Genomic DNA, 26,743 nt, shown 5'->3' with positions numbered 1-26,743 from the left:
ACATCATCATTTTGAGGTGAAACAAATGAATGCAAACATTCAACAACTGATCGATCAGACAAAGGCGAAATTTGGTTTAGATCTTTACCATCTAAAAAGACACAGTTTTTATCGCTACGTCAATATGTTCAATGAAACGGTTTATATATTGAATATGGAATGGTTCCCCTCTCATGAAGCTGAACCCGAGGACGATGATTTAAACCCGGACGGCACAGCTGTGATTGACGTGAACTTGAATACAGGCCAGGTTGAAACGGTTATTTTTGTCATGGACAAAACCTTCGCGAAGAATGGTGTCACGTTTAAGAGACCTTATCCAGCTCATGCCATTCAATGGATCGAACAAGAAACAGGTTTGATCTATGGCGAGCATTTTCACATGCATGAGAAGGAAAAAGGGGAACTTTTTTTCGAAGAAGCAATAGATGGTGTGAAAGTGACGCCTTCAGGCAGAATCGAAGTGAAATGGGGTGAACATGGGCAGCTCATTCACTTTATACATCGAGGGCCATTTATGGCAAAAAAACGACTAAGGGCTGAAGAATATGTGCTTTCCATTGATAGGATCGAGAATTTAGCCCAGCAGCAAGTGCAGCGGTTTGATTGGCCATCCTTCGAGCAGAATCGAATCCGCCCGATTTATGCGTTAGAAGAAATCTATGTAAAAAACGATGGAACAGGAACGATACCGTTTGAAATTGGGCGTGAAGAAACGAATAGTATACACATGCATCAGGTCATGGAGTGGAATGAACCGTTAAACAAAGCCTTTGAAAAAAAGGAAATCGATATAAACGAGGACATTACTGCTGAACAAGCCTTCTCATTGGAGCCTTCGCCAGATATATTCCCGATCTCAAAAGAAGAGCAAGTTGCTTGTATAAAAGCGGTTCGAACCTTTTTGGCGCAAAAATATTCAAAGGATACAGGGAAGTGGGTGCTAAAAACACTCCACCGTGATCATGGCTACATCCAAGCGATATTAAAAACGAATGAGCAAGAAGGCTGTGGATTTATGGATAAGATCAAGGTCTTCATTGATGCCAGCACTTTTGAAGCCATTAATTACATAGATAAAAAAGAGATGTTTCAAGTATGCGGGATACTCAATCCATCTCAAACAGCTAGTGAAATCACCATATCTCAGAAAGAAGCCTTTGAAAAATTGAGGGAACGCCTCGAACTTACACCCATCTACGTCTATGACGATGTGCAAAAACAATATGTTTTATGCGGAAAGCTCGATTGTCATGATGGTGTTGATGCAGTGAGCGGTGAAGTGTTCTCTTTGACAGACCTTTCATAGCTTCTAAAAGAACAGTGAGCAGCTGTTCTTTTTTGCCCCATCTCCCTCTTTTTTGAAGAAAAATGGAATTTTGTAGAAGGAAGTTGTCGTTTCATCACGAAAGAAACAGATAAGAATATGATCATAGGTCCATCGGTTGGAATTCGTATTTCATATAGTAAACGTCATACATAATGAAAACCCATAACAGTAATGTTGATCTACAATCCTTTTAGAAGAAAAATGAAATCGTGTCTCTAGTAGTATGCGAAAATAGGCGGACTAAGATCATAGGATGAGTTGAACATGTTTGTTTTTAGGTAAGCTTAAAGCCATAAATAGAAGAAAGTGAGGATATCTACCTTGAGTACATTGGAAGTGTTTCGTCAGTTTTTGGTTGACCATTATCCTGCGTTACAAGATGAGCTTTGGCTGAAAGATGTTGATACCCTTCGAATCTCTCCTATTCTTCATCCTTTTCTGAAAAGCAAGCTGCCAGAAGGAATCGAAAAATTCACTTGTGTCCTATTCACGCAGCAGACCGATCAAACCGCTGCACCGCTCAAAGTTTACCTTCTATTAGATGAATATGAGCAATCACTTTATGCCATTGATTTGATGAATGAACAAATAGTGCTTCATTAATACAGAAGAAAAAAGCTGCTTGAGAGCTCCTCAGCAGCTTTTTTTGATGAACATTAGTCGATCATATCAACCAATCTTCGGTTCAAGTTGTCCAATTCTTTTTTTGTTGGAAAAGAGCTGATCAGCAGCGTAGATCGTCCAAATTGAATAGGGAGCTCAGTATCGGTCACAATCATATCAATCCCTAGTTGATCCATCGCTACAGCATTTAATGTATTCTCTGGACTTGTGAAAATGTGAATGAGAGGAGGCACGCGTAATTTAATTAAATCAGCAATAAACAAACTATGATAATAGCCTAATGTTGAAATAACAAAAATGTTCAGCGCGTTTCTCCGTTCCATCTCCAAATGAACAAGTCCTCTCCAGGAAGATGTAATGATACGAATCAATTCCCGTTCATTTTTCACAAAAGAACCGAGTATATCATCTGTTTTTAACTCTTGGATGATATGAGTAATCCTCGAATAGAAGTAAGGAAACTGTTTTTTTACCTCTGATAAATAGCTCGATTTCTTTTTGAAAAGGAATCCATCTCTCACGGTAATTTCATTGGAATACACATAGTATTGGAGAAGAATGAGTGTCATCACCTTGCGATTCGCTATTTCTTGATGAAAAATCGACTCCAATTGGTTAATAAATGAATGAATGGCATCATAGAGTCGTGGTGTATGTGACTGAAAGAACGTCAATTTTTCTTCGACAGTTTCAATTGATTTAAAGTGTCCAATAGCTGGTTCAATCAACAGCAAAAAGACAAATTCATGATGATCCAGCGTCACATCAAATACGTCTTTGGTCATTCGGCAAATATGCTCTTCCCATGTTTTGATTTGATCATAGATCCCTTTGGCTACTGAGGTTTGTTTTTCCTCTTTCATTGAGTACGTATATTTACGGCTTATTGAGAAATTTTTCCTCATTCGGTGAATGGAAACGCCTAACCACAGACAGTATTTATCTATAGCCACATCTGGTACATTGACTTCGAGCACCTGAAATAGCTCTTGTAATAAATCAACTGCGTCTTGTTTTGGAATATCATCGAATGGCCAAAGCCGGCTTCCATACACTTCAAACAAAAATTCAACAAAGAATTGGCGAATTTCCTTCTCATTCCCATGAAACTGCATACTATCTGGACGTAACTCAATGTCATAGGATGTAAGGATCGAGTTGATTTTATGAATCGTGTTATACAGTGTGGATCTACTGATATTAAGCGTGTCCATCCATTCATAGAAAGACCTGTTTTGTTCGAAAAAAATGCCGTCAATCAATCGGATTTCAATCGTATCTTTTAAAATTTCTTTAATATAGTAGTCCACTCGTATCGTCTGCGTATAACAAATAGATATCCCTTGTCTTGGCTTTATGTGGATTAACGGCTCTCCGTTCTCTGTTTGGAACGATTTCATTTGTTCTAAATCGCTTTGAATCGCACGAACCGAACCGATATGTTCATTCGATATCTCTTGAAGGCTCCACCACTTATTTTTTGATACAAGCAGTTTTAAAATGTTTATCCATCTCTTTGATTTATTATCAATGAGCTCCATCAAACAACTAACTCCTTCCCTTGGCTTGCCTCTATATATTATGAAGTTCTGATAAAGAACATGAGATTCTCAAAATAGGCATGAAATGATTGTAATGTTTAGGCTAAATCGTTTTGTCTTCACTTTTGATGATAAAAGAGAAAAAAATTAGACAAAAACAAATGTTATGTGTTGATTCTCCATATTTTTCTTTTAAAAGGTGATGAATGAGCCATGAATCCTATAAAAATGGATCATTTTAGATATTTTGTTTATTTTTTTGCTGTTGAAACGGTAAATGTAAGAATAAAAAGCAGCAGCTTTTTGATTACCATATGAAAGGGAGTAGAAAGGAATGCGATCTAAATGATGCTGAACTGTCTAACCATACATACCATATGATACATGCTTGTTTCATATGAACGAACCATATGTGAGCATATGCTTATATATGCATGCACACATTATTTATTGTTCATTCCAGTATAAATAGAAAAATTCACATTTATTCTTTCATGATCCCTCTCACTATTCCCCATGTCTATAGACCCCTATCCCGTTACTAAATCCACTACTCATGATTGATCAACTCATTTTATTCATAGGGTCTTAAGGTGCAATTTTTAGAAATATTTGATCAGAAGCGGAGTGATTGATCGGACAGTATATAAATGATTTTTTTATCGTTGTTGAACATTAATTTTAGAAAAGGGTGGATGTATTGAAAAGAATATTGGCGCTGGCACTTATGACTGTGTTAGTCATACAGTCTAGTATATTAGGAGTCTTGCCTTTGGCAGGGGCACAAGCAAAAGAAACTCAAGAAAACATTTATGGGGATATTGAGTTTGCTGATAGCGAAGGCAACAAGTTATCAAGCATGGAAGATCAGCAAGTAAGAAAGGCCACTGTGCATTGGTCTATAAAAGGAATTGATCTAAAAAAGCAATATCCGTATGTACTTTCTCTTCCTTCAGCCATCCAGGTTGAGAAGGAGCAGAAGGAACCGATTACTGTGGGTGACATACCTGTTGGCGAGTATACCGTTTCAAAACAAAATGAAGTGACGGTGAAATTTAAAGAAGATGTTGAGATCGATCCAAATTTAGAAGGATCAATTGACATCGATGTCACCAGTATAGCTGAGCAAGAAGAGAAAACAAAGCAAAATGAGGGTGAAGAAAGTCTTCCAAAAGATGACTCAACCTCATCTAAGAAAGATAAAACTTCTAACAATCAAGAAGCCGCTCAAACGAAACAAAATGATGAAGATGAATTACTAAAAAACAAAGTGAGCGTGTCTAAGCGTGTAGGGCTGCAAAGTGTTTCAAAACAAATGCTGATACAAGAAAATCTCCTCACTGATGCGAAATTAATATATGAAGATCCGGAAGGAAATTCAGTTGAGAAACCTGATATCAACTCGCTGATTTCCATTAACTATGAGTGGGCCATCCCAAATGGGCATAGCTATAATGGCGGGGATGAATTCCATTTCAAGGTTCCAGAGGAATTAGTGATTTACGAAAAAATCGATCGTCTCGAGATGAAATTTAATCAGGCAACCGTTGGTTATTTCTCTGTAGATGAGAGCGGAAATGCCTCCATCGAGTTCACCGATTTTATTAAACAATATTCAAATATCCATGGAACACTTCAAGTTTGGACACAATTAGATCAACAAACAGTCATCACGGAAGAAAAAGAAGTCATCATTACCCCGATTGAAGGCAAGGATACGGTATCCATTCCGATTCAATACATTCCAAATGGTCCAAACGTCTCTAAAAAGGGAGAACCAAATCGATCTTACAATGCTGAAACCATTCAATGGACAGTCGATTTTAATATGGACTTAGACGATGTGAAACAAGCGAGACTTTTAGATCCGATTCAAGAAGGTCAAGCGTTAAAAAAAGATTCAATTAAGCTTTATCGTATTGATACAAAGCTAAATGGGGAAACATCGCTTGGTCAGCAGCTTGATGAAAACCACTACACGATCGGCCAAACAGCAGATGGTCAAGATTTCACGATTGAATTTAAAGATGATGTGCATCTAGCTTACCGTTTAATGTATGAAACGAATATTACGAATCAAGATCAATCTGCATTTCGTAATAAAGCATCCCTTGTTTCCGGTGATAAAGTGATCAGTTCAGCAGAAGGCACAGTGAATGTGACAAGAGGCAGTCCTTTAAATAAAAAAGCCGCGCACTACGATCCAGTCACACAAACGATTACTTGGGAAATTCGGTATAACTATAACGAAAAAACGCTGGCTCAAAAGGACGCTTTGTTAGAAGACTTTTTTAACGGCACACAGGCGCTGATATCTGATTCAATTCAAGTCAAAGAAGTCACAATTGATCAAAATGGCAACGAAGCAGGAACAAAAGCGTTTGAAAATTATGTGGTTCAACCTCAAAAAAAGGATGAACAAAACGGGTTTACCTTGCAATTCAATCAAGATATTCAATCGGCTTATCTCATCACCTATCAAACAAAAGCAACGGAGCGGATTTTTGAAGCTGAAGAGATTATCAATACTGTAACAGCTGGCAAAGAGAGCAAACAAGGGAAGCAAAAAATTGACCAGCAAATCCTAACGAAAAATCATGGAACACCGAATTACAAGAACAAGACCATTCCATGGCGTATCACCTTCAACAAAGATCAACAAACGATGAACAATCTGATATTAAAAGATACGTTTACAAACGAAGGATTGACGCTGCAAAAAGATAGTTTAAAAGTGACGACAGGCAATTTAGTGCTTGAAGAAGGCACAGACTATCAAATAGTTGAACATGCAAATGGATTTGATATTCAATTTATGAAAGAAATAAAGACAGAACATGTAGTCACATATACAACGTCTTTTGATTATGAAAAAAGAGCAGATAAAGACCAAAAGAATCTGCGTAATCATGTAAAGCTTGAATGGGTTAATGAAGATGGCAAGGATTTGACGAAGGAAAATCAATCTGTCTTCACGCCTGACACATACACGCAGTCAAATGGTTTTAAGAATGGAACTTATGATGCAAAGAAAAAAGAGATCACATGGAATATCGGTGTAAACTATAATTTGAAACATCTAGAAGAGGCGAGAATCGAGGATTTCATTCAAGGAAATCAGCGTTTGCTTAAAGATTCAATCACCGTCTATTCGCTTGATTTACAAGGCGGGGAAAATGGAGCAGAAGAAAAAGAGGTATTAGCGAAAGAACATTATGACATCAAATTCCTTGAAAATGAAAAGGGAGAAACAGGCTTCGAAGTAATTTTCAAAAAAGCCATTGATTCCCCATACAAAATCACGTATCAAACAAGTGTTGAAGGAATGGATTTAGTACAGAAAACCTACGAAAATAAAGCGACCCTTTATGATGGACAGACAAAAGAATCAGATGTGAATGCTGTGGTGTCCATTCCAAATGGAGGGAAATACACGAGCAAATCAGGAAATCAACAAGGGAAAGTTATTGATTGGAAAGTGAATATTAATTTTGGTCAATCAACAGTCCAAGATGCGACGATTATAGACCATCCGAGCAGTAACCAAGCCATAATAGAAAACTCATTTCATCTCTATTCGACGACAATAGATGAAAAGGGGCAAGTGACAAAAGCAGAAGAGCTGGAAAAAGGGAAGGATTATGAACTAGACCTTGAATTCGACCCAGATTCTTTTCAAATCAAATTTAAAGAAGAAATCACGAGACCATATATTTTAGAATATCAATCTCTCATTTTAGATAAGGTGGGAAGTACACTTCAAAACGAAGTAACGTTTAGAGGTGAAAATGTAAAAGAAATCAAAAAGGAATCCGAAGCCTCAATTGTGGTCAAACGTACAGCTGGCATGGGAGATGGCACAGGAGCGATTGGTGCTTTAACCATTAAAAAGGTAGATGCAAGTACTGGAAAAGCGCTAAAAGGAGCAAGCTTTTCACTGACAGATGCTGCGAGTGGTATCGTCATTGGAACAAAGGCAACAGATGAAGAAGGAGCTCTTCGATTTGATCGTCTTCTGTATGGTGACTATATCGTGACAGAAGAGAAAGCACCAGATGGTTATATTAAGACGAAGGAACCGATCCATGTAACAATTGATCAGCCTTACGAATCAGGAGATCAAGCGAAAACAGGAAATAGCATGACGGTGCAGAACCAAGAAATCCGCCAGCATGTCAAGTTAACGAAAAAAGACAAAGAGACGGGTGCAGCATTAGAGAATGCAGAATTTGAACTGAAAAATGAATCTGGAGATACCGTCCAAACCGATTTGAAAACGGACGAAAAAGGAGAAATCCTTTTCAAACATCTTGAGCCAGGTTCCTATTATTTTGTTGAGACAAACGCACCGAAAGGCTATCAATTAAATCAGCAAAAATGGCCGTTCACCATTAAAGAAAATCAAACAGAGACAACGACTGTAACCGCAGTAAATGACATTATCAAAGGCTCTGCAGAATTGAGCAAAATAGGCGAAGGCGGAGAGAGACTAGAAGGTGCACAGTTCAAGCTTTTAGATCAAGATGGGCATGAGCTAAAAGGTTCGCTTGTCACAGGAGAAAATGGCAAGATCACGATAAACGAACTAAGACCGGGTACGTATCAGCTCATTGAAACAAAAGCACCAGATGGTTATGTGTTAGATGAAACGCCAATCAAATTTGAAGTACCACTTGATCCAAAGGAACCAGTCGTCATTTCGCAAAAGAACTTCTATGAAACAAGTGCATTAGAAGTGCTGAAAGAAGGGGAAGATGGCAAGAAGCTTCAAGGTGTTCGATTTGAAGTCTTGGATCAAAATGACGAAGTTGTGCGTAAAGATTTGACAACAGATGAAGATGGGAAGCTTTTGGTCGATAACCTCAAACCGGGCAAATATCAGCTCGTAGAGACAGAGAGTATTGATGGTTACGAAAAGAAAAATAAGCCTTATCCGTTTACCATCGAAATCGCACAAAAAACACCAGCTGAGATCAAAGTGATCAATGATCTTAAAACTGGAGCTGTCCAGCTCAGGAAGCTCGGTGAAAAGGATGATGTGCTTGAAGGAGCAGAATTCAAGCTTGTAGATGCAAATGGAAAAGAGATGAAAACAGGTCTTGTCACTGATCAGAACGGGAAGATCATCGTCAACGATCTGAAGCCTGGAACCTATCAGTTTGTTGAAACGAAGGCTCCATTCGGTCATGAGCTTGACGAAACACCTGTCACTTTTGCTATTCCATTTAACCCTGAGAAGCTGGTCAGTGTGACAAAAGAAAATAGCCGCAAAACAGGCGGAGTGCTGTTGCACAAAAAAGGCGAAGATGGGAAATCATTAGAAGGGGTTGTCTTTGAACTATCTGATGATAAAGGAAAGATAGTGGCAGGAGGAGAAGGAATCACAACCAATCAGGATGGAAAGATCACCTTCACAGGGCTAAAACCTGGAACCTATCAATTTGTTGAAAGAAAGAGTCTTGAAGGCTATGAATTGAGTACGAAACCACTTGTCTTTCAAGTTGAATTAGGTCAAAAAGAATTGATTCAAGTGGAGGCCATCAATCAGCTTAAGAAAGGTTCTGTAGAACTCACAAAAATAGGGGAAGAAAAAGAAAGATTGAAAGGCGCAGAATTTACACTTTTCAATGACGATGGTAAAGAATTGATGTCAGGTTTAACAACCAACGAGAAAGGCATCATCACTGTCAACGATTTGAAACCAGGCGCTTACCAATTGGTTGAAACGAAGGCTCCTTTTGGACATAAACTAGATGCAGAACCAGTAGACTTTAAGATTGATTTCAATCCAAAACAACTGGTGAAAGTGACAAAAGAAAATATTCGGACGACAAGTGCTGTGAAGCTTCAGAAAAAAGGAGAGGATGGTCAGTTGCTCGCTGGGGTGACCTTCGATCTGATGGATGAGCATGATCAACGTATAAAGAAAGACTTAAAGACAGATAAAAACGGTCAACTGACAGTCGATCAACTGAAGCCAGGCACCTATCGATTTGTCGAAACAGCAAGCATTGCCGGCTATGAATTGGATCAGACACCTGTCACCTTTACGATTCGATTAGGTCAAGACAAACCAGCAAAAGTAGAAATCATCAACAAACTGACGCCGGGAGCAGTGGAACTGACCAAAGTGGATGATGAGGGACATACGCTGGAAAATGCAGAGTTTGCTCTTCTGAGTAAAGAAGGAAAAACGTTGAAGAAATCACTTGTAACGGACCAAAAAGGCAAGCTTCACATCAACGATTTAAAACCGGGACAATATCAATTCGTTGAAACGAAAGCACCTCAGGGCTATCAATTGGATAATCAGCCGATCCTGTTTACAATTGAGAAAAATCAGCAGAAGCCGCTTCAATTAACAGCGAAGAATCACTTGATCTTAGGAAGTCTGCGTATCATAAAGGTAGACCAGCAGACAGATAGAACCTTAAAAGGGGCAGCCTTTGACATTCATACAAAAGCCGGGAAAACCATAAAATCTGTGACAACAGGAAAAGACGGAGAAGCGATTGTCAAAGGGCTTAAACCTGGAGAGTATATACTCACAGAGACGAAAGCTCCAGATGGTTATGTAGCGTTAAAGAAGCCGCTCGCTTTTACAATTCAAATGGGCGAAGTGGAGATCAAGACAATGATTGTGAAAAATGCACCAGTGAAGAATGAAGAGGACCACACGAATCCTCCGGCTTCAGATAAAGGGGATCAACATCCGCCTCATGACTCAAACGGTGAGCTGCCAAAGACTGGAGAAGAATGGCTGCGTTACTTGATGTATGCAGGGATTTTACTAGTAGCTTCTGGAACTGTTCTTCTTGTTGTCAGAAGAAGAACCATTCAGTAAAAGGAAGGAACGAGTGTATTGATGAAAAAAAGAACCTTATTAGGCAGCTTTTTGGTGGTCGCGGGGCTAATGCTCATCTCCGTTCCTTTTCTATATGAGTGGCGAACTTCTCAGGAGACAGCAGCAATGGAACAGGCATTAAAGATGATTGAAGAAAATGAAAGTGATGCCCTTTCTTCTATTCCACATTTAACTGTGTCAGAAGAAGACCTGCGAGATACGATGGAGCTTGAGATCCCGTCAATTAATTTAAACGAAAAAGTGCTTCCTGTTACAACAAAAGAAAATTTAGGTATTGCACTGACTCAAATCAAATCTCATCAAATGCCAGGTGAAGGAAATTTCACGATTGCAGGCCATAGAGGGTATAGAGGCGATCGTCTTTTCCGTCAGCTGCCAGAGGTACCTAAAGGAGAAAAAGTCGTCTTACATCATCAAGCAGAAAAATACGAATATAAAATTGTCAGCTCAGCTACGATAGAACCGACGGATGTGGATGTACTAAAGGATCGCGGGAAAAATGAACTGACATTGATCACTTGTACACTTGATGGTCAGAAACGCTTTGTCTTAAAAGGAATACGAATCAATGCTTCAAAGGGTGAGCAGCCATCGGATGTATAACACCAACATAATAAATGATGGATGCGATGGAAAAGCAGCGCTCACGACCGACATGTTACACCATTTGTTATCAGAGCATTATCCAACTTTAAAAAATGAACGTTGGAATGTTGATGTAGATACAATTCGGGCTTCGCCTATTCTTCACCCTTTATTAAAAAGAGAGCTGCCAGTTGGTATTGAAAAATTCACCTGTGTTTTGTTCACGCAGCAGACAGCAGCTTTTGGAGAGCCTTTGATTGTGTACTTTTTATTGGATGAGAAAGGCGAATCGATTTACGCAATGGATCTCTTGCTTGAGCAGCAAGATACCCATTAAACGAGAAATAAAAAAGGAAGGGGCTTTGATTAACGGGTTCGGTTTTTAAGGTAGAAAAATGAAATCAGTAATATCATTAGGACTCTAATTCGTATATGAATTGGAGTTCTTTTATTTGTTTATATATAGGCATTTTACTAACTTTATTATTTCAATTCGTACAAAAATTAGCATAAGAATAGATTGAAAACAGACGTAATCATCGGCGGATTGTGAAGCAATTGGAAATCGAGGATTTAGTGGAGACTGATAAAATTTTCTAAATTTAAACGATTGGAGACCAAAGAAGATCATCTAGTTTTTATCCCTTCCCCTGTTTCTTCGGAAGAAATATCGGAAAGAGCTAAAGATGATCGTGTTTTGACTCCAAACTTCTGATAAAATTCATTTAGATAATCCGTATTAGGTGTGGAGGTAAAAGAATGCTAAAAGAACACCCTCAATATATTTTTCGTAATGATGCACGACCTGAAGTTGTTCATGATTTAGCCGATGTAGATGAAAATTCCACTGAGTTGTTAATCACAGGAAAAACAAAAAATATTGAAAGGTTGAAATCTTTTTCTAACCTAACGAAATTGTGGATTTACAAAGTGAACCAAAAGGAATTCAATACGATCTTGAGCTTAGTTAATCCCAAAATGCTCTTTGTGCATGAACTGAGAGTAGAAGATTTATCAATCATAAGTACTCTTAAAGATGTTGAGGTATTGGCACTTGAATGGAATACAAAAGCACAAAGTTTATGGGATTTATCAAAAAACACTTTCTTAAAATCTTTATCCATAACAAATTTTTCAAAGTTGAATGACATAGCCCCTTTGCAGAAAAAAACTGATTTAGAATTGTTAGAATTGTCAGGCGGTCTTTTTAATTCATTAAACTTAAATACACTTCAACCTTTAAGATACCTCAAGAATTTAAAATATCTGTGCTTATCAAATATAAAAGTGAAGGACGAGTCTTTAGAGCCGATATCGGAATTAGAGGGACTCAAGGAACTTGAAATTTCGAACCAATTCCCGACAGAAGAATATGCCAGGTTATCCGTAACCCTCCCAAATACTAAGTGTGATCGTTTTGCACCATACATCTTTTTATCAAGTCCTATTGTAGATAAAGATGTGATGGTTATTGGAAAGCGAAAACCGAAATTAAATTCAAAAGTTGGTGGGAAAAAGTTGCAAAAATACGAAGAACAATTTAAAGCGTACCAAGAAAAGTATATAAATTAACTTAAAAAGCAATGGAACATCAATTCCATTGCTTTTTCTATTGCGAATGTAATGGCTAATAACATCATAAACTTTTTCTTTCTTGTTATTCAATTATGCAAACAGCTTCAGCCCAACCACACCAATCACAATCAGCAGCAAGCTGAGTATACGAATCATGTTTTTCGGCTCTTTAAATAGAATCATATTAAACAAGACAGAGCCCGCCGTTCCAAGTCCAATCCAGACCGTATAAGCGACGGATACTTGAACAGAAGAAAACGAGGCGTATAAAAACAAAAAGGATAAGGCAAACCCGCCGACAAATAAAATGCCTGTCGTGATTTGCTTTTTCTTACTAAACATATTGAGCCCAATGGTCCCGCCGATTTCGCAGGCAGAGGCTAACAGTACAAAAAACCAGCCCATTTATACCGCTTCTCCTTTCTGCTCATGTGCATCTCCATCAGACACTTTCAGTCCGATAATTCCGAGAATTAAAATGCCCATAAATAAGAGCTTTTCTAATGAAAACGAACCGCCAAACAGCGCATAATCCATCAAAGATGTACCAATCGTTCCAACTCCGGCAAACACGGCGTACACGGTCCCTGTCGGCAGCTTCTCGCAGGCCTTCATTAAAAAATAAAAATCAATTGGAATGAGGCAGATAATGATGGCCCACTCCCACACAGCATCAGCTCTATTTAAACCAAACACCCAAAGTAATTCGAATAAACAAGTGAGTGCAACATACATCCAGCTTTTTTTCATTCTACTTCCTCCTAAAACTGACGATTCGTCATTTTAAAACCAAAAAAGAGCGTACAGCAAGTGCTGTACTATGTTAAGGTGTCTCTATGCCAAGTGCGTAAAGAAGAAATTGCTTTACCTCTCGCTTTTGAATCAAAACCTCTTCTGTATCTGTTTCCGTAAATAAGTACATTTGCTCAGCAGACGATTCGAGTAAACCGATAATGAATTTGGCTGCATATTGACAGTTCAAATTCGCACGGACCCTTTTGTCCTGCTTTGCTTTTTCTAGAAAAGCAGCGACCCATTTGTAAATCGGCTCATAAATATCTTCCCATTCCTTTAAATGCTCCGTGGCGGCTAAGCCTGAGTAGGTCAGGGCAAGGACATCACGGTATTGCCTTGTAAAAGCGAAAATGAATTCAACAAGCGCATCTGCTTGATCGAGGACATCTGCATGCTGAGTTAATTCCTTTTCGATCGCAGGCACCATCTGTGCGATCAGATGTTCTGCGATCGCAGGCATGACGGAAAGCTTTGAAGGAAAATATAAATAAAACGTTCCTTGCGCTACTCCTGCTGCTTTCACAATATCCGAAATGGTCGTCTTTTCAATTCCTTTTTCTTTAAACGCATCAATCGCAGCAAGCATAATCTTTTCTCGTTTCGACATATCATCACCGGCCTTAAATGACTGAATGTCATTCAGTTTAGCGGGAAAATGACGATTTGTCAATATGGTTTTCTCTTCATTGAATGTGAGAATAAGTGATGAATAGATGCGGGCAAGCCTGAATAAGCTGTAAATATGGTCAAGCATCATCATGTGAGAAAGGGGCAGCTCTCTGTATGACATCCAGTGCTATGTTTTCCATTGCTTATTTTCTCCTGCTCGTCCCGCTCTATTTACATATGAGATATAGACAGGCAAAAAAGCACAAACGTTTTATCTATTTGCGGACAGAATTGGTCCTTGCCAGTCTGTTTATTTATACGAATGTTTTACTATATTTGACGGTCTTTCCAAATCGTTTTTCCGCCCCAAAAGATCAGGTGAGTGTTAACCTCATGCCTTTGCAGTCCATTTATCAAAATCTTCACGCCTACCATCATGGCTATCCAAATCTTGTCTTTTTAAATTTAGCAGGCAACATATTTTTATTTGTACCACTCGGTTTTTTTCTTTATCAAGCCTTTCGAACCATGCGCTGGCAAAAGGCGGTTCTTAGTGGCTTTCTCCTGTCAACCATGATCGAATTGCTCCAATGGATGTTCTCGCAATCTGGTATCATTACAAGAAGCAGCGATATTGATGATATTCTCTTAAATACACTTGGCACAGCGCTAGGCTGTATCATGTATCAGATATATCGAAAAAGGAAGGAGAAAACCTGAGTGAAGCGAGTTTGTATCATTCCATGTGGCGCGAAGAAAATTTGGGACGTCGATCCAGAGTCAGGAAGCCAGCCGGCGAACCTCGTTTATTTAAGTCCGCTGCATCAGCGTACGAAAAGCTATGCCCAAACGTTCTTTTCAGACTGGATGATCTTATCAGCGAAGCACGGATTCTTAAAGGCAGATGATATCATACACGAAAATTATGATGTGGCTTTTGGTACACCGCATGCTGAACAGATCACACGAGAAGAACTGAGCCAGCAATTTCATCAAAAAAATCTTTTCGCATATGATGAACTGGTAGTACTAGGTGGAAAGAAATATCGAAAAGTGATCGACCCTTTATTACAACCTCATCAAAAAGCAAATTATCCGCTGGCTCCATATAAAGGAATTGGCTACATGCTTCAGGCGTTACATCAAGCAGTGGAATCAAAAATAGAACTTCCGCCGCATATTTAACACATTCACATCTACCGGTAAGCAGGGTTTTGATCAATAAAAAGAGAATAATTGAAATAGCGATGCTGATTGTTTCATATCTTTTCAGCAGCCACTAGGATGCCCGTATCGCTCGGGTGAAGTGGCTCAATGAAAAAGGGAGGCGTATGAACATGACAACCATCTATTTAGCTGGTGATTCGACCGTTTCATCTTATCCAGATCGTCCTGTTCAAGGAGGATGGGGAGAGTTTTTACACCGCTATACAGCGCACGGGGTGAACGTTGAGAACCGTGCCATTGGTGGAAGAAGCTCAAAAACATTCATTGAAGAAGGACGCCTTGATGACATATTGGCTGACATTCAGCCAGGAGACTGGCTTTTCACACAAATGGGGCACAATGATGCTTCAAAAGAGAAGCCTGAGCGGCATACAGATCCTTTCACGACGTATAAAAGCTACCTGTCTCAATATATTCATGGAGCAAGAGCAAAAGGGGCAACACCACTTTTACTCACGCCAGTCGGCCGTTTTCATGAAAAAGACGGAGAATTTATCAATGATTTTCCTGATTACTGTGCCGCTATGAAAGAACTAGCTGATGAAGAAGAAGTCCTTCTTGTTGATTTAAATACGGCAAGCCTTCAGTTTTATCAAATTTCCGGTATAGAGAAAACGACCTCTTACTTTATGCTGTCAACAGGAATTGAGGATCGCACGCATTTTACAAAAGAAGGCGCAGATGCGATTGCAAGACTTGTTTCTCTTGAATTAAAAGACCTTGGTTTAACCATTGTGTGATGGATGACAGGACGAGTGAGCGCTCGTCCTGTTCTTTTTTTGCAGAAAGCTATTGATTCCCTTCACTAGAGTAGACTACAATAGGTACATATGATAATGAGAATCAATATCACTGAAAAATAGATCATTCGATGGAAAACTGGAGGGACTCAAATGACAGATCAGCTTGAATTGTTTGACGTCACCATTATTGGCGGCGGTCCAGCAGGCATGTACACCGCCTTTTATAGTGGGATGCGGGACTTAAAGACGAAGGTACTTGAGTACAACGAAAGCCTTGGCGGGAAAATCCTTCTGTATCCTGAAAAGGTCATTTGGGATGTCGGCGGTTTGCCGCCAACAAGAGGAGAACAGCTGATACAGCAGCTGGAAACACAGGCGAAAACATTTGAACCAGAGATTGCACTGAATCAAAAAATCACGTCATTTGAGCGAGATGAACATAATCATATCCTGCTGACGGCTGAAAATGGTGATCGTCATTTGACAAAGACCCTCATATTAGCGATGGGTCACGGCATTCCAGTTCAGCGGAAACTTGAAATCGAGCATGCTGACCGCTATGAAGTGACAAACCTTTATTACACTGTCCAGGAGCTCAAGACATTTGCTGGGAAGCGGGTTGTTATTTCTGGAGGCGGCGATTCAGCAGTTGACTGGGCCAATGCCCTTGCACCGATTGCTGAAAGTGTCACCGTCGTGCATCGCCGTGACATGTTTGGCGGACATGAGAAAAACGTCGCCAACATGAAGGCATCTTGCAAACGAATTTTAACACCGCATGAACTGACAGAGCTGCATGGTCAAGGCGACAAAATTGATGCTGTCACCATTCAAAACATAGAGACAGGTGAAAAAGAACGAATAGAAACAGATGCTGTGATCGTCAATCATGGGATGAAAGGCGATTTAAGCGTGCTATCAGAATGGGGTCTCAAGCAAGGTGAATGGGGACTAATTGAGGTCAATGAAAAAATGGAAACCAATTTACCGGGCGTCTATGCGGTAGGCGACTTGTGTACACATAAAAGCAAGGTTCGCTTAATTGCCGGCACGTTTGTTGATGGAGTCAATGCACTGAATAGCGCAAAGCTTTACATCGAACCAGAAGCTGAAAAAGTGGCATATGTTTCCTCTCATAACGAACGCTTTAAAGAGAAAAACAAAGAATTACAAACGGCTGGAGCGCGATAATCACCATTCAGTCAGCCATTGAAGTGCTAAAATGATGTTTATTTTAGCACTTTTTTTATATGGAAGGAGAAAAAGAAAATGGCAGCCTATACTCATACAATTCTTCGCATGAAAGAAAGCAGTGAACGATCTCTTTCTGTGAAACAAACGAACTCATGGCAAACCTCTTCACTTATGTTTTTGACAACGGACGGTGCGGTGAGAATTGAAATGGAAGGAATTCAATATGAGCTAAACGCCAAAGACAGTGTACTAATCCGCTCAGGAATAGATGTCATGGTTCAATCTTTATCCACCGAGCAAGTGGTGATCTATACTGTCACATTTGACCAATTCACTCTGGCACATGATGCACAAAATGAATTGGTCTATAAGGTGAATCACGATGATCTCCCTGACAACGGGGAAGTGGTGAAGGGCTCTGCCGTCCTTTTTTCCTACATCAAACAAATACAGACGGGCCAAAGCGTACAAGAACAGACGAAATGGCTGGAAGAAATGATGCACATTTTCCGCAAACAATCCAAGCCATACAATGAGAAAGTGCATTATTCAATCGACATGATCTTGCAGTATATGGCTGAGCATTATAATCAAAAACTAACAAGAAAAGACTTAGCTCATAAGATGGGGTTTCATGAAAGTTACTTTTCCACCTTTTTTAAACAAAGTATGGGACTGAGTGTGACAGAATACATTGCCCAAATTCGAATAGACGAAGCCAAAAAACGTCTTCTGCAAACAGATGATCAAATTCAAATCATAGCAAGGCAAGTAGGGTATGCAGACAGTTTATATTTCAGCAGGAAATTCCGTCAAAAAACAGGAAGAACGCCTAGTCAGTTTCGAATGAATCGGAGTCCTCAGCGTATTGCGGCGTTTCAATTTGTCGGTTCATTGGCCGCGGTAGGCATTCAGCCTGTTTGCATTGATCAAGATACCTATCTTCATTCTGATATGCTCAAGGAGCAATTGGCCAGTTCTCTCGTCATAGATGAACACACGCCTGATGACGTATTCAAATCATTTCAACTAGATTTAATCATTATTCCTAACTATTTTTATTCGAAGCATGCGTTGATCAAGCGGTTGGAGCGGATTGCCCCTGTCCTTGTTCTGCCATATGCCGGTGGTCATGTTGTACAAGAGGTCTTATCTACAGGTCGCCTGTTAGGAAGAGAGAAAGAGGCAGATGATTGGGTGAAACGCTTCGAACATCTGAGTCAAAAGGCAAGAAATGATCTATCTTCCTTTAGGGAAAAAGGAGAGACAGTGGCGATTTATGAAATGAGAGGACATGACAAAGTGTATATGTGGTCCTATGATGCTAGAGGCGCCTTCTACCTTTACGAAACGCTTGACTTAAAGCCTCCGAAGACGATTCTAGAAGAAGTTCTTCTCCCCAATCAACATACAGTCATTCCTTTAGAAAGGTTAAGAGAATACGAGGCGGATCACATGTTTTTTATTGTAGGTGTTGAACATGGGTGGTATGACCAAATGGATCAGCGGATGGAGGAAAGCGATGTTCTCTGTCAATTGTCCGCTGTGAAAAACGGAACCTTCTACCCATTAAGGCTAGAGGAGTTTCGATTTGATGAAGGGGAGCGGGCTCTTCATTTGATTGACCGTTTTGTCTCCCGATTGACTCAGGCAGCCAATCCAACAATTGTCCATATGTAAGTTGCGAGAATCCTCCATAGACCACGACAGGTGAGGTTGATAGAATACATGAGACTAGTAATTGATAATAGTTCTCATTTGTGACGTGGAACTGAAGGAGGAATACTGATATGAAAAAGGCGTATTGGATATATGCTGTCATTCTTCTGATGATATTGACAGCCTGCGGCAATAAAGAGCAAGCCAAAACAGCAGAATCAAAGAAGCAAACAAAAACAGTTGAAACAGTAAAAGGGAACATAGAAATTCCAGCTGAACCAAAACGAATACTCGTAGATGGATATTTAGGGAGTGTGATTGCACTTGACGTTCATCCTGTGGGATCAACCACGCAGGATTTAAAGAATGTTCACTTAAAAGGCAAGATAAAAGGAATAGAGGACATCAGTGACGAGCGCTCAGCTGAAAAAGCACTGAGCTTAAAGCCTGATCTGATTATCACAGCCGTAGAGGATGAAAAAGTCTATAATGTTTACAAAAAAATAGCCCCTACCATCGTGTATCCTTACGGCTCTTTCAAAGACGCCCATGAAGAAATAACGACATTGGCAAAGCTCTTAAATAAAGAAGAGGAAGGAAAAGCATTCCTCGCCTCCTTTGATCAACGAATCGAGGCGGCTCGAAAAAAAGTAAAATCTGCATTAAAAGAGAACGAAACAGTTTCCATTATGGGTGCATTTAAAAATGATGTGTATGTGTATGGGAACGGAATTTACCGAGGCGGACAGGCGCTATATCAACAATTGAAAATGAATCCACCAAAAGAGGTCGAAGATACAATTTTAAACAGTAAGACAGGCTACGAAGTACTCTCCTATGAAACCCTTCCGAAATATGCAGGGGATTATATATTCATTGATGAATCCAATGGCGGGACATTTGATAAAAATAATTCCGTTTGGAAGAGTTTAAAAGCTGTCAAAAAAGAGCAAACCTATCAACTGAATGCAGAATTCTTTTGGCCTTATGATCCCATTGCAGTCATGAATCAAGCAGAAAAATTTGCTGATTTATTGACAGATTTATCTAATCAGTAGGAGGTCTGTCAATTGTTTAAACGCTTTTTTTCATACTACAAACCCTATATGGGGCTGTTTATATTAGATTTTTCCTGTGCGGTACTTGCGGCCTTACTCGAATTATCCTTTCCACTAGCCATCAGTAAAGTGATGGACGATTTATTGCCAAATGGTAATTGGGAAGCCATTTGGTTCTGGGGCAGTTTGCTGCTCATTTTATATGTCATTAGCTCCACCATGCATTACGTTGTGACTTATTTTGGCCATAAGTTGGGGATCAATATTGAGACCGATATGAGGAATCAACTATTCTCTCATGTACAGAGAATGTCATTCCGTTTCTTTGACCAAAAGAAAACAGGAAAACTCGTTTCCCGTATGACCAATGATTTAATGGATATTGGAGAGATGGCACATCACGGCCCAGAGGATTTATTTATCGCTGTGATGACATTAACGGGCGCGTTTGGCTTGATGCTATCGATTAACTGGCAGCTTGCGGTTCTCACATTTATTGTCGTTCCATTCCTGATCGGATTATCTGTCTACTTTACGAAAAAAATGTCTGCTGCTTTTGATAAAATGTTTTCAAGCATTGGACAATTCCATTCACGTGTGGAAAACAATATTAGCGGCATCCGTGTGGTGAAAGCCTTCGGGAATGAGTCACATGAATTGGATCGTTTTATCGAGCATAACGAGCAGTTTAGAAAAACAAAACTGACAACTTATCAAATGATGGCACTGCATACAGCAGTGAGTCATTTACTCATTAAAAGTGTCACCGTATTTGGGCTGGTGTGCGGTGCATGGTTTGTGCTACAAAAAAATATGACATATGGGGAATTTGTTTCATTCGTGCTATTAACAGGTATTTTCTTAGGACCCATTCAACAAATCAATGCAGTCATTGAAATGTATCCAAAAGGTGCAGCAGGCTTTAAACGATTCGCATCACTGATCGACCAAACACCAGATGAAAAGGATGATGAGGATGCAATCGAAGTCCATCAGTTAAAAGGGAATATCATTTTTGAGCATGTATCTTTTCAATATGAATCAAACAAACCTGTGCTGCATGACATCAATCTTGAGGTCAAACAAGGAGAGAAAATTGCCATTGTCGGCCCATCTGGTGCTGGAAAATCGACCCTTTGCAGCCTGCTTCCCCGTTTTTATGAATGGCAGGAGGGGAGTATTACAATTGATGGCATAGAAACGCGAAAGATGACACTTGCATCGCTGCGCGCACAAATTGGTGTCGTTCAGCAGGAGATTTATTTATTCCATGGAACGATACGTGAAAACATCCTTTACGGAAAACTGAATGCATCTGAAGAGGAAATTTGGCAGGCAGTAGAAAAGGCTCAGCTGACGGACTTAGTCAATAGTTTGCCAAAAGGGCTTGATACGGTCATTGGTGAGCGCGGGATGATGTTATCTGGAGGACAAAAACAGCGTATCTCCATAGCGCGTATTTTCTTGAAAAATCCGCCCATTTTCATTTTAGATGAGGCGACCTCTTCGCTTGATACCGAGACAGAGTCTTTTATTCAAGCATCACTAGAAGAGCTGGCTGAAGGACGAACGACCTTTATCATTGCGCATCGTTTAGCGACAATTCAGCACGCCGACCGCATTATCGTTCTCACAAAAGAAGGCGTAAAAGAGCAAGGAAAACATGAAGAGTTACTCAAAATGGATGGTCTGTACCGTCGTTTATACGAAACACAATTTAGAATGTAAGGTTCGAAAAGAAGACAAGGGGCTAAAATAAACATATTTTAGCCCCTTTTTGATTTGTAGAAATGAGGAATTTAACTGCGAGGAGCAAATAACATCACACTGACTCCGGCCAAACAGATCAAAGCACCCATCCAGTCATATAGATCAGGTGTTTTTCGATCGACCCACCAGCCCCAAAACACAGCAAGAATGACAAAAACACCGCCATAGGCAGCATAAACCCGTCCGAAAGTCGGGAACTGCTGGAAGGTTGGAATGATGCCATATGCAACCAAGATGAGGCTGCCGGCGATGCCGAAGCTGACAGGTTTTGCTTCACGCAGCCAAAGCCATACCAAATAGCCGCCGCCAATTTCTGCTAAACCTGCTAATAAAAAAAGAACAATCGTCACCATCATATACGGACACTCCAATTTCTCCAATTTACACCCTATTATGACATGAGGAAAGAATGCGTTCTACCTCAATTGAATTGAGAGGGAGACGAGAGTTTGCTAAAATCAGCTGATCAGAGAGTGGTCACACATGGATTCTTGACTTTTGTACCACGAGTGATCCAAATGGTCTGTTATGCCGTAAAGTAAGTACATTCTCATGAGGAGCACACTTCCTTTTTCAGCGCTCTTTTTTTCTCCTTGAAAAAAGAGTAAAGTACAAGGTAGGCTTATTTCAGTAAATCGAGTGATAAGCAATACGTGAAGGATTTCATGATGAATACGCATGCTCTTTCTCATGAAAAAGGAAGGAGATGACCATGGACACACTGAAAGATTTTGAGCTGTATCACAAGATCAGATATGATCGTCACAAGCCCTCGCTTGAAGTGCTGTACGATCGCTATGAACGTGTGTTATATTCGTTTATTTATAAAATGACTGGCAACCGTGAGCTCGCGGAGGAAGTGCTTCAAGAGGTCTTTATCAAGCTCTGGCGCGGCATAGGAGAATATCATACGGATAAAGGGAAATTCTCCTCGTGGTTATTCATGATGTCACGCAACACAGCCATTGATCTCATAAGAAAGAACCGGAATGAAACGGCTTTGGAAGATGAGCATATTGAATATTTAGCCGATCATCAAGAAGATGTATCAAAAGAAGTAGAATGGAACGAGGAAAAACAAATCATACGTGAAGCAGTATCTACATTGTCAAAAGAACAGCAAATCATCATAGAAGATGTCTATTTTAAAGGGATGACACAAAAGAGCATCGCGGAAAAGCTGGGCATCCCTATTGGTACGGTAAAAGGAAGGGTTCGATTGTCATTGAAGCATTTGCGATCGAAACTGTCTCGCGGAGGAAAGGAGGAAGAGGCATGACTCAGTGTAAACATCAAGTGATTGATTATTTCAACGGGCATTTACAAGGAGAAGAAAAAACGCAATTTGAAGAGCACATCAAGCACTGCTCAGCTTGCAAAGAAGAGCTTGAAGAATTGACATCGCTCATGTCTGACATTCCATTTCTAGCAGGTGACCAAACACCTCCGGCAGGGATGAAAGATCGTATTTTATCCCAGGTGTTTGAAGAAGAGACAGTCGAAGAAAAGAACAGCCATAGAAAAGAGCTCAAGGCTGCACCCGAGCCAAACGAAATCAAACCGCTTCAAAAGAAACGAAACCAGTGGCTCTTACCACTCGTTGCGGCACTGCTTCTCATATCTGCAGCTGGAAATGTGTATTTCCTGACGAATGGAAAAGAACAGGCGGAAGAACCTGTCAGGGTTGTTGCCACAAAATCATTGGCATCGGCCGCATCACCAAAAACGACAGGTGCTTTTTCAGTGATAGAGCATAACGGCAAAAAAGAACTTGTGGTGAGTGCAGATGGCTTAAAGGGTCAGCTTGATCCATCTGCTGTTTATCAAGTGTGGCTCATTAAAGGAGATCAGCCGGTGCCAGCCGGTGCCTTTAAAACAGATAACAAAGGGGAAGGAACCGTCACCTATGCGTTATCTGAAAAAGAAGCAAGTGAATCATGGGATACCGTGGCTGTTACCCTTGAACCAAAAAAGGATAACAAGCTTCCGCAAGGTCCTGTCGTACTAAGCGCTGCTTTTTAAGTTCTTTGATTCATGAAAAGGATGCCTTCTTGGGGCATCCTTTTTTGATAGCGAAGGGGAACATTCAGGTAAATGAAACGTAGTACATATGGAGGTGAAACACATGAAAACATCCATAGAAAAAGACCTATTTCTCTTATCAGTCAGACACGCATTGATTGCCTGTTATTTTTTAGTGTTTCCGTTCGTTGCACAAATCCTTTATACCCCATCACCTTTATTCATCACCCTCATCGCTCTTTTTATGATTCATAACCTAACAGAAAGTATCATTTGGTTCTACAAATCGAGAAAGATGAGAAAGCACCAGTCTGGTGATTTATCAAAACGCGGGCAGCACTTTAGCCAGTTCGTGCAAAGACTTGAACAGCTCCTCATCCTAGGTTTTGTGATTCTTTTGATCAGTGAATGGATACAAGGAAGGGCGGATCTATCTACACTCTCATTCACTCTTTTTCTATTGATCATTGTTTTTCTTCAGCACGTCCAGTTTTACTACGTTCAGCTATTTTTTAAATCCAACAGCTGGTTCACTTATGTTCCTTCTTTGCAAAAGGCACGTCCTTCATACATGGCGAGGGAGCGAAAGGCCATGAAAAGGTCATAAATGTGCCATCACTCATTTGATCCAGCCATAAACATCAGAAAATTATGATAAAATGTGGAAAGAAAGAATGGAGAAAGGGAGTGCGAGCGAGTGAAAGCAGTTGGACTATTGGAGTATTTGCCGATTGAGCATGAGCAAAGCCTGATGGATCAGGAGGTCGCAAAGCCTAAAGCGTCTGGCAGAGATGTACTTGTGAAGATAGAGGCTGTGTCCGTGAATCCAGTTGATACAAAGGTGAGATCACCGAAGGATCAGAAGGAAGAAAAACTGAAAATTCTAGGCTATGATGCAAGCGGTACGGTTGTTGAAGTGGGCGAAGCGTGTACATTGTTTCAGCCAGGTGATCACGTATACTATGCGGGAGATATTACACGTCAAGGCTCGAATAGCGAATACCAGCTTGTGGATGAACGTATTGTGGCGAAAAAGCCTGCCAATCTATCCTTTGCAGAAGCAGCCGCAATGCCCCTTACAACAATTACGGCTTATGAGGCTTTATTTGACCGGATGCATATGAAGCGGAATGCTGAAGGCTCAACCTTGCTGATCATTGGTGGTGCAGGCGGTGTTGGTTCTATCGCCATTCAACTAGCTAAATTAGCGAAGGCCACTGTGATCGCTACCGCATCAAGACCAGAAACAAAAGAGTGGTGTCTGTCTTTAGGTGCCGATCATATCATTGATCATCATCAGCCGCTTTTAGCCCAGCTTGAGGAAAAAGGAATAGGCGAAGTGGATTTTATTTTATGCTTAAATGATACAGATGGACATTTCAAAGGCATGGCAGAAGCCATCAAACCGCAAGGCACGATCTGTACCATTGTCGAAAACCAGCACAACCTAGACATTCAATTACTCAAAAATAAAAGTGCTGCATTTGTATGGGAATTCATGTTTACACGTCCTATGTACGAAACAGCGGACATGATCAAACAGCATGAGCTTTTGACAGAGGCGAGTGAGTTATTTGAGCAGGGAAAAATAACGCATACTTTAACAAAGATTCTCAGTCCGATCAATGCTGCTAACTTGAAGCAGGCACATCAAACGCTTGAGCAAGGAAAGATGATTGGAAAATTTGTACTTGAAGGATTTGAGAGAGGAGAGAGCGTATGACGTCATTACAATATCCGATTGGCTTATATGAACCAGTTGAAACAAAAACGAAAGCACAGCTTGAAGCATGGATTGATCAGCTGGCTGCAATCCCCGAAGAGTATGAAGCAGTGACCGCACCGTTGACAGATGCTCAGCTTGATACACCTTATCGGCCGGAAGGATGGACTGTTCGTCAGCTCATTCACCACGTAGCAGACAGCCATCTGAATGCATACTTACGATTCAAACTTGCTTTGACAGAAGATACACCGGATATACGTCCATATGATCAGGAGGGATTTGCCTCACTTCCTGACAGCAAAGCGCCCATTAGTTTATCCCTGCCTTTGATCAGCAGTCTGCATCGCAGGTGGGTCACTTTACTGCGGGGAATGTCAGAGGAAGACTTCAACGCTTCTTATTATCACCCTGCCGATCAACAAACGGTGTCCTTATATGATGCAACAGGAATGTACGTCTGGCATTCAAAGCATCACCTGGCCCATATCACGGAATTAATCAAAAGAAATAAGTGGAATTAAAGGAGTAAACGCATGTCTGGTAGAAGAATTGTCGGCGCCATGTTTATCTGTATGGCGGCATTGTTTTATATAGCGAAATATGTTCTTTTTGAGATACGCTATAGTAACAGCTTAGGCTCAGAAAGAACGATTGAGGAACTTGAACAGCTGCTCCCTGGCGGTACGTGGATCAGCATCTTTTTTCTCATCATTGGCTTAGCCTATCTTTTATGGGATGACAGGGAAGTGATTCGTAAAAATCTTTTCACCCCAGATCGACAAGTAGAAGAAATAAAAAAGACGGACCTCAAGTGACCGTCTTTTTTCCTTTTCTTTTGTTAACCGCGTTCAGGACGCAGTGCTTTTTCTAAAATAGCAAGGCCTTCATTGACTTTTTCTTTTTCCTCGTCATTGAGCCGCTGCAGGGAATTTTTAATTTTTTCGTGTCCTTTTTGATAAATACTTCTGAAAATATTTTTCGCTTCCTCTGTCAGCTCTACGACAATGATTCTCCGGTCACGCTCAGAGTGCTTTCGCACGACAAAGTTAGACTGTTCTAACCGGTCAAGCAGACCTGTCATATTGGACAAAGAAGCGCCCATTTTTTCAGCGATTTCAGATACTTTGAGAGAGCCATGGTTATTGAGCAGCATGAGCACCTTCATTTGAGGCATACTCATATCAAGCTTCATCCATTCAGAAACATCTCCAAGACCTGCAGCTGTGAGCACTTTCATATAAAGAACCCATGTCTTTCTTTCCTCTGGAGATAGAATCTCTTCTTTTAATACGGTGGTATCATGAATATTATATTCCACGCTTGTTCACTTCCTTTAAGCGGCTCTTATTCTTTATATTACTGATTTTTACTTCTAATTGAAAGGATCGTCAAGCTTTTAAATGTTAAACTGCATGAATCA

At 40.2% G+C, this 26,743-nt stretch carries 25 protein-coding genes; 19 read left to right on the top strand and 6 right to left on the bottom strand.

From position 1 onward, the window contains the following. Positions 1-25 precede the first annotated feature (25 nt). Together NSS92_RS10430 and NSS92_RS10425 are read left to right on the top strand one after the other, a co-directional pair. A complete protein-coding gene (locus NSS92_RS10430; protein ID WP_340867722.1) occupies positions 26-1,309 on the top strand; it encodes a hypothetical protein in 1,284 nt (427 codons plus the stop codon). 342 nt (positions 1,310-1,651) lie between these two features. After that, on the top strand, positions 1,652-1,933 hold the full coding sequence (locus NSS92_RS10425) for a hypothetical protein (protein WP_003217864.1): 282 nt from the start codon (positions 1,652-1,654) through the stop codon (positions 1,931-1,933). A gap of 53 nt (positions 1,934-1,986) precedes the next feature. Here NSS92_RS10425 and NSS92_RS10420 read toward each other — a convergent pair whose 3' ends face one another. Continuing rightward, positions 1,987-3,495, bottom strand: a complete 1,509-nt coding sequence (locus NSS92_RS10420; protein WP_340867720.1) for a helix-turn-helix domain-containing protein — start codon at positions 3,493-3,495, stop codon at positions 1,987-1,989. A gap of 700 nt (positions 3,496-4,195) precedes the next feature. On the opposite strand from NSS92_RS10420, the gene NSS92_RS10415 reads away from it, so the two are divergent. The 4 genes from NSS92_RS10415 (at position 4,196) to NSS92_RS10400 (ending at position 12,517) form a co-directional block, all read left to right on the top strand. After that, positions 4,196-10,339, top strand: coding sequence for a SpaA isopeptide-forming pilin-related protein (locus NSS92_RS10415; protein ID WP_340867718.1), 6,144 nt, complete (start codon positions 4,196-4,198; stop codon positions 10,337-10,339). A 21-nt stretch (positions 10,340-10,360) separates the two neighbouring features. Next, a complete protein-coding gene (locus tag NSS92_RS10410; protein ID WP_340867715.1) occupies positions 10,361-10,963 on the top strand; it encodes a class D sortase in 603 nt (200 codons plus the stop codon). Next, positions 10,956-11,282 (top strand): hypothetical protein, encoded by a 327-nt coding sequence (locus tag NSS92_RS10405; RefSeq protein WP_340867713.1) that lies wholly within the window; start codon positions 10,956-10,958, stop codon positions 11,280-11,282. The genes NSS92_RS10410 and NSS92_RS10405 overlap by 8 nt, the downstream gene beginning before the upstream one ends. Positions 11,283-11,704: 422 nt before the next feature. Next, positions 11,705-12,517, top strand: a complete 813-nt coding sequence (locus tag NSS92_RS10400; RefSeq protein ID WP_340867711.1) for a leucine-rich repeat domain-containing protein — start codon at positions 11,705-11,707, stop codon at positions 12,515-12,517. 93 nt (positions 12,518-12,610) lie between these two features. Here NSS92_RS10400 and NSS92_RS10395 read toward each other — a convergent pair whose 3' ends face one another. The 3 genes from NSS92_RS10395 to NSS92_RS10385 all read right to left on the bottom strand — a co-directional run bounded on the left by NSS92_RS10395 (position 12,611) and on the right by NSS92_RS10385 (position 13,922). Next, entirely contained in the window at positions 12,611-12,925 is a 315-nt protein-coding gene (locus NSS92_RS10395) for a DMT family transporter (RefSeq protein WP_003217878.1), read from the bottom strand. Next, positions 12,926-13,270 carry a DMT family transporter gene (locus NSS92_RS10390; RefSeq protein WP_075622582.1) on the bottom strand — a complete coding sequence of 115 codons (345 nt, stop codon included), beginning with the start codon at positions 13,268-13,270 and terminating at the stop codon, positions 12,926-12,928. Positions 13,271-13,343: 73 nt separating this feature from the next. Then, positions 13,344-13,922, bottom strand: coding sequence for a TetR family transcriptional regulator (locus NSS92_RS10385; RefSeq protein ID WP_024425822.1), 579 nt, complete (start codon positions 13,920-13,922; stop codon positions 13,344-13,346). Between the two features lie 176 nt (positions 13,923-14,098). Here NSS92_RS10385 and NSS92_RS10380 point away from each other — a divergent pair, with 176 nt between their 5' ends. From NSS92_RS10380 to NSS92_RS10350, 7 genes are all read left to right on the top strand, one after another. Continuing rightward, complete coding sequence (locus NSS92_RS10380) at positions 14,099-14,644, top strand: VanZ family protein (RefSeq protein ID WP_340867708.1); 546 nt, start codon at positions 14,099-14,101, stop codon at positions 14,642-14,644. Then, on the top strand, positions 14,645-15,109 hold the full coding sequence (locus NSS92_RS10375; RefSeq protein ID WP_340867706.1) for a DUF6884 domain-containing protein: 465 nt from the start codon (positions 14,645-14,647) through the stop codon (positions 15,107-15,109). Between the two features lie 152 nt (positions 15,110-15,261). Beyond that, positions 15,262-15,891, top strand: a complete 630-nt coding sequence (locus NSS92_RS10370) for a rhamnogalacturonan acetylesterase (RefSeq protein ID WP_024425819.1) — start codon at positions 15,262-15,264, stop codon at positions 15,889-15,891. Between the two features lie 153 nt (positions 15,892-16,044). After that, positions 16,045-17,085, top strand: a complete 1,041-nt coding sequence (locus tag NSS92_RS10365) for an NAD(P)/FAD-dependent oxidoreductase (RefSeq protein WP_267588018.1) — start codon at positions 16,045-16,047, stop codon at positions 17,083-17,085. Between the two features lie 78 nt (positions 17,086-17,163). Beyond that, complete coding sequence (locus NSS92_RS10360; RefSeq protein WP_340867704.1) at positions 17,164-18,768, top strand: AraC family transcriptional regulator; 1,605 nt, start codon at positions 17,164-17,166, stop codon at positions 18,766-18,768. Between the two features lie 110 nt (positions 18,769-18,878). Further along, positions 18,879-19,805: an ABC transporter substrate-binding protein gene (locus NSS92_RS10355; protein WP_267588020.1), complete on the top strand. Its 927-nt coding sequence runs from the start codon at positions 18,879-18,881 to the stop codon at positions 19,803-19,805. Positions 19,806-19,817: 12 nt separating this feature from the next. Further along, positions 19,818-21,533 carry an ABC transporter ATP-binding protein gene (locus tag NSS92_RS10350; RefSeq protein ID WP_340867700.1) on the top strand — a complete coding sequence of 572 codons (1,716 nt, stop codon included), beginning with the start codon at positions 19,818-19,820 and terminating at the stop codon, positions 21,531-21,533. 71 nt (positions 21,534-21,604) lie between these two features. Here the strand turns inward: NSS92_RS10350 and NSS92_RS10345 are convergent, their stop codons facing one another. Beyond that, positions 21,605-21,931: a YnfA family protein gene (locus NSS92_RS10345; protein WP_034283743.1), complete on the bottom strand. Its 327-nt coding sequence runs from the start codon at positions 21,929-21,931 to the stop codon at positions 21,605-21,607. Between the two features lie 356 nt (positions 21,932-22,287). On the opposite strand from NSS92_RS10345, the gene NSS92_RS10340 reads away from it, so the two are divergent. From NSS92_RS10340 to NSS92_RS10315, 6 genes are all read left to right on the top strand, one after another. Next, a complete protein-coding gene (locus tag NSS92_RS10340; protein WP_267588023.1) occupies positions 22,288-22,854 on the top strand; it encodes an RNA polymerase sigma factor in 567 nt (188 codons plus the stop codon). Further along, positions 22,851-23,597 (top strand): anti-sigma factor, encoded by a 747-nt coding sequence (locus NSS92_RS10335; protein ID WP_340867697.1) that lies wholly within the window; start codon positions 22,851-22,853, stop codon positions 23,595-23,597. Before NSS92_RS10340 ends, NSS92_RS10335 begins: the two co-directional genes overlap by 4 nt. A gap of 103 nt (positions 23,598-23,700) precedes the next feature. Then, positions 23,701-24,204: a hypothetical protein gene (locus tag NSS92_RS10330; RefSeq protein ID WP_340867695.1), complete on the top strand. Its 504-nt coding sequence runs from the start codon at positions 23,701-23,703 to the stop codon at positions 24,202-24,204. A 90-nt stretch (positions 24,205-24,294) separates the two neighbouring features. Then, a complete protein-coding gene (locus tag NSS92_RS10325) occupies positions 24,295-25,320 on the top strand; it encodes a zinc-binding alcohol dehydrogenase family protein (RefSeq protein ID WP_267588026.1) in 1,026 nt (341 codons plus the stop codon). Beyond that, a complete protein-coding gene (locus tag NSS92_RS10320; protein ID WP_267588027.1) occupies positions 25,317-25,844 on the top strand; it encodes a YfiT family bacillithiol transferase in 528 nt (175 codons plus the stop codon). Before NSS92_RS10325 ends, NSS92_RS10320 begins: the two co-directional genes overlap by 4 nt. Before the next feature lie 12 nt (positions 25,845-25,856). After that, complete coding sequence (locus tag NSS92_RS10315) at positions 25,857-26,138, top strand: hypothetical protein (protein WP_340867690.1); 282 nt, start codon at positions 25,857-25,859, stop codon at positions 26,136-26,138. Positions 26,139-26,161: 23 nt separating this feature from the next. Here the strand turns inward: NSS92_RS10315 and NSS92_RS10310 are convergent, their stop codons facing one another. Further along, positions 26,162-26,641: a MarR family transcriptional regulator gene (locus tag NSS92_RS10310; RefSeq protein WP_267588028.1), complete on the bottom strand. Its 480-nt coding sequence runs from the start codon at positions 26,639-26,641 to the stop codon at positions 26,162-26,164. Between the last annotated feature and the right edge of the window lie 102 nt (positions 26,642-26,743).

The organism is Bacillus sp. FSL M8-0166 (assembly GCF_038008825.1).
In the GTDB taxonomy this organism is placed as follows: Bacteria; Bacillota; Bacilli; order Bacillales; family Bacillaceae; genus Bacillus; species Bacillus safensis.
The sequence above is the reverse complement of the archived record's forward strand: the minus strand, read 5'-3'. Positions and strand labels throughout refer to the sequence as shown.

What these genes read in the sequence shown, in the direction of transcription:
- NSS92_RS10315 (WP_340867690.1), top strand. Translation starts at nt 25,857, where the DNA reads ATGTCTGGTAGAAGAATTGTCGGCGCCATGTTTATCTGTATGGCGGCA.
- NSS92_RS10330 (WP_340867695.1), top strand. Translation starts at nt 23,701, where the DNA reads ATGAAAACATCCATAGAAAAAGACCTATTTCTCTTATCAGTCAGACAC.
- NSS92_RS10395 (WP_003217878.1), bottom strand. Translation starts at nt 12,925, where the DNA reads ATGGGCTGGTTTTTTGTACTGTTAGCCTCTGCCTGCGAAATCGGCGGG.
- NSS92_RS10360 (WP_340867704.1), top strand. Translation starts at nt 17,164, where the DNA reads ATGGCAGCCTATACTCATACAATTCTTCGCATGAAAGAAAGCAGTGAA.
- NSS92_RS10390 (WP_075622582.1), bottom strand. Translation starts at nt 13,270, where the DNA reads ATGAAAAAAAGCTGGATGTATGTTGCACTCACTTGTTTATTCGAATTA.
- NSS92_RS10410 (WP_340867715.1), top strand. Translation starts at nt 10,361, where the DNA reads ATGAAAAAAAGAACCTTATTAGGCAGCTTTTTGGTGGTCGCGGGGCTA.
- NSS92_RS10385 (WP_024425822.1), bottom strand. Translation starts at nt 13,922, where the DNA reads ATGTCGAAACGAGAAAAGATTATGCTTGCTGCGATTGATGCGTTTAAA.
- NSS92_RS10430 (WP_340867722.1), top strand. Translation starts at nt 26, where the DNA reads ATGAATGCAAACATTCAACAACTGATCGATCAGACAAAGGCGAAATTT.
- NSS92_RS10345 (WP_034283743.1), bottom strand. Translation starts at nt 21,931, where the DNA reads ATGATGGTGACGATTGTTCTTTTTTTATTAGCAGGTTTAGCAGAAATT.
- NSS92_RS10335 (WP_340867697.1), top strand. Translation starts at nt 22,851, where the DNA reads ATGACTCAGTGTAAACATCAAGTGATTGATTATTTCAACGGGCATTTA.
- NSS92_RS10355 (WP_267588020.1), top strand. Translation starts at nt 18,879, where the DNA reads ATGAAAAAGGCGTATTGGATATATGCTGTCATTCTTCTGATGATATTG.
- NSS92_RS10400 (WP_340867711.1), top strand. Translation starts at nt 11,705, where the DNA reads ATGCTAAAAGAACACCCTCAATATATTTTTCGTAATGATGCACGACCT.
- NSS92_RS10340 (WP_267588023.1), top strand. Translation starts at nt 22,288, where the DNA reads ATGGACACACTGAAAGATTTTGAGCTGTATCACAAGATCAGATATGAT.
- NSS92_RS10380 (WP_340867708.1), top strand. Translation starts at nt 14,099, where the DNA reads ATGACATCCAGTGCTATGTTTTCCATTGCTTATTTTCTCCTGCTCGTC.
- NSS92_RS10365 (WP_267588018.1), top strand. Translation starts at nt 16,045, where the DNA reads ATGACAGATCAGCTTGAATTGTTTGACGTCACCATTATTGGCGGCGGT.
- NSS92_RS10420 (WP_340867720.1), bottom strand. Translation starts at nt 3,495, where the DNA reads ATGGAGCTCATTGATAATAAATCAAAGAGATGGATAAACATTTTAAAA.
- NSS92_RS10405 (WP_340867713.1), top strand. Translation starts at nt 10,956, where the DNA reads ATGTATAACACCAACATAATAAATGATGGATGCGATGGAAAAGCAGCG.
- NSS92_RS10320 (WP_267588027.1), top strand. Translation starts at nt 25,317, where the DNA reads ATGACGTCATTACAATATCCGATTGGCTTATATGAACCAGTTGAAACA.
- NSS92_RS10370 (WP_024425819.1), top strand. Translation starts at nt 15,262, where the DNA reads ATGACAACCATCTATTTAGCTGGTGATTCGACCGTTTCATCTTATCCA.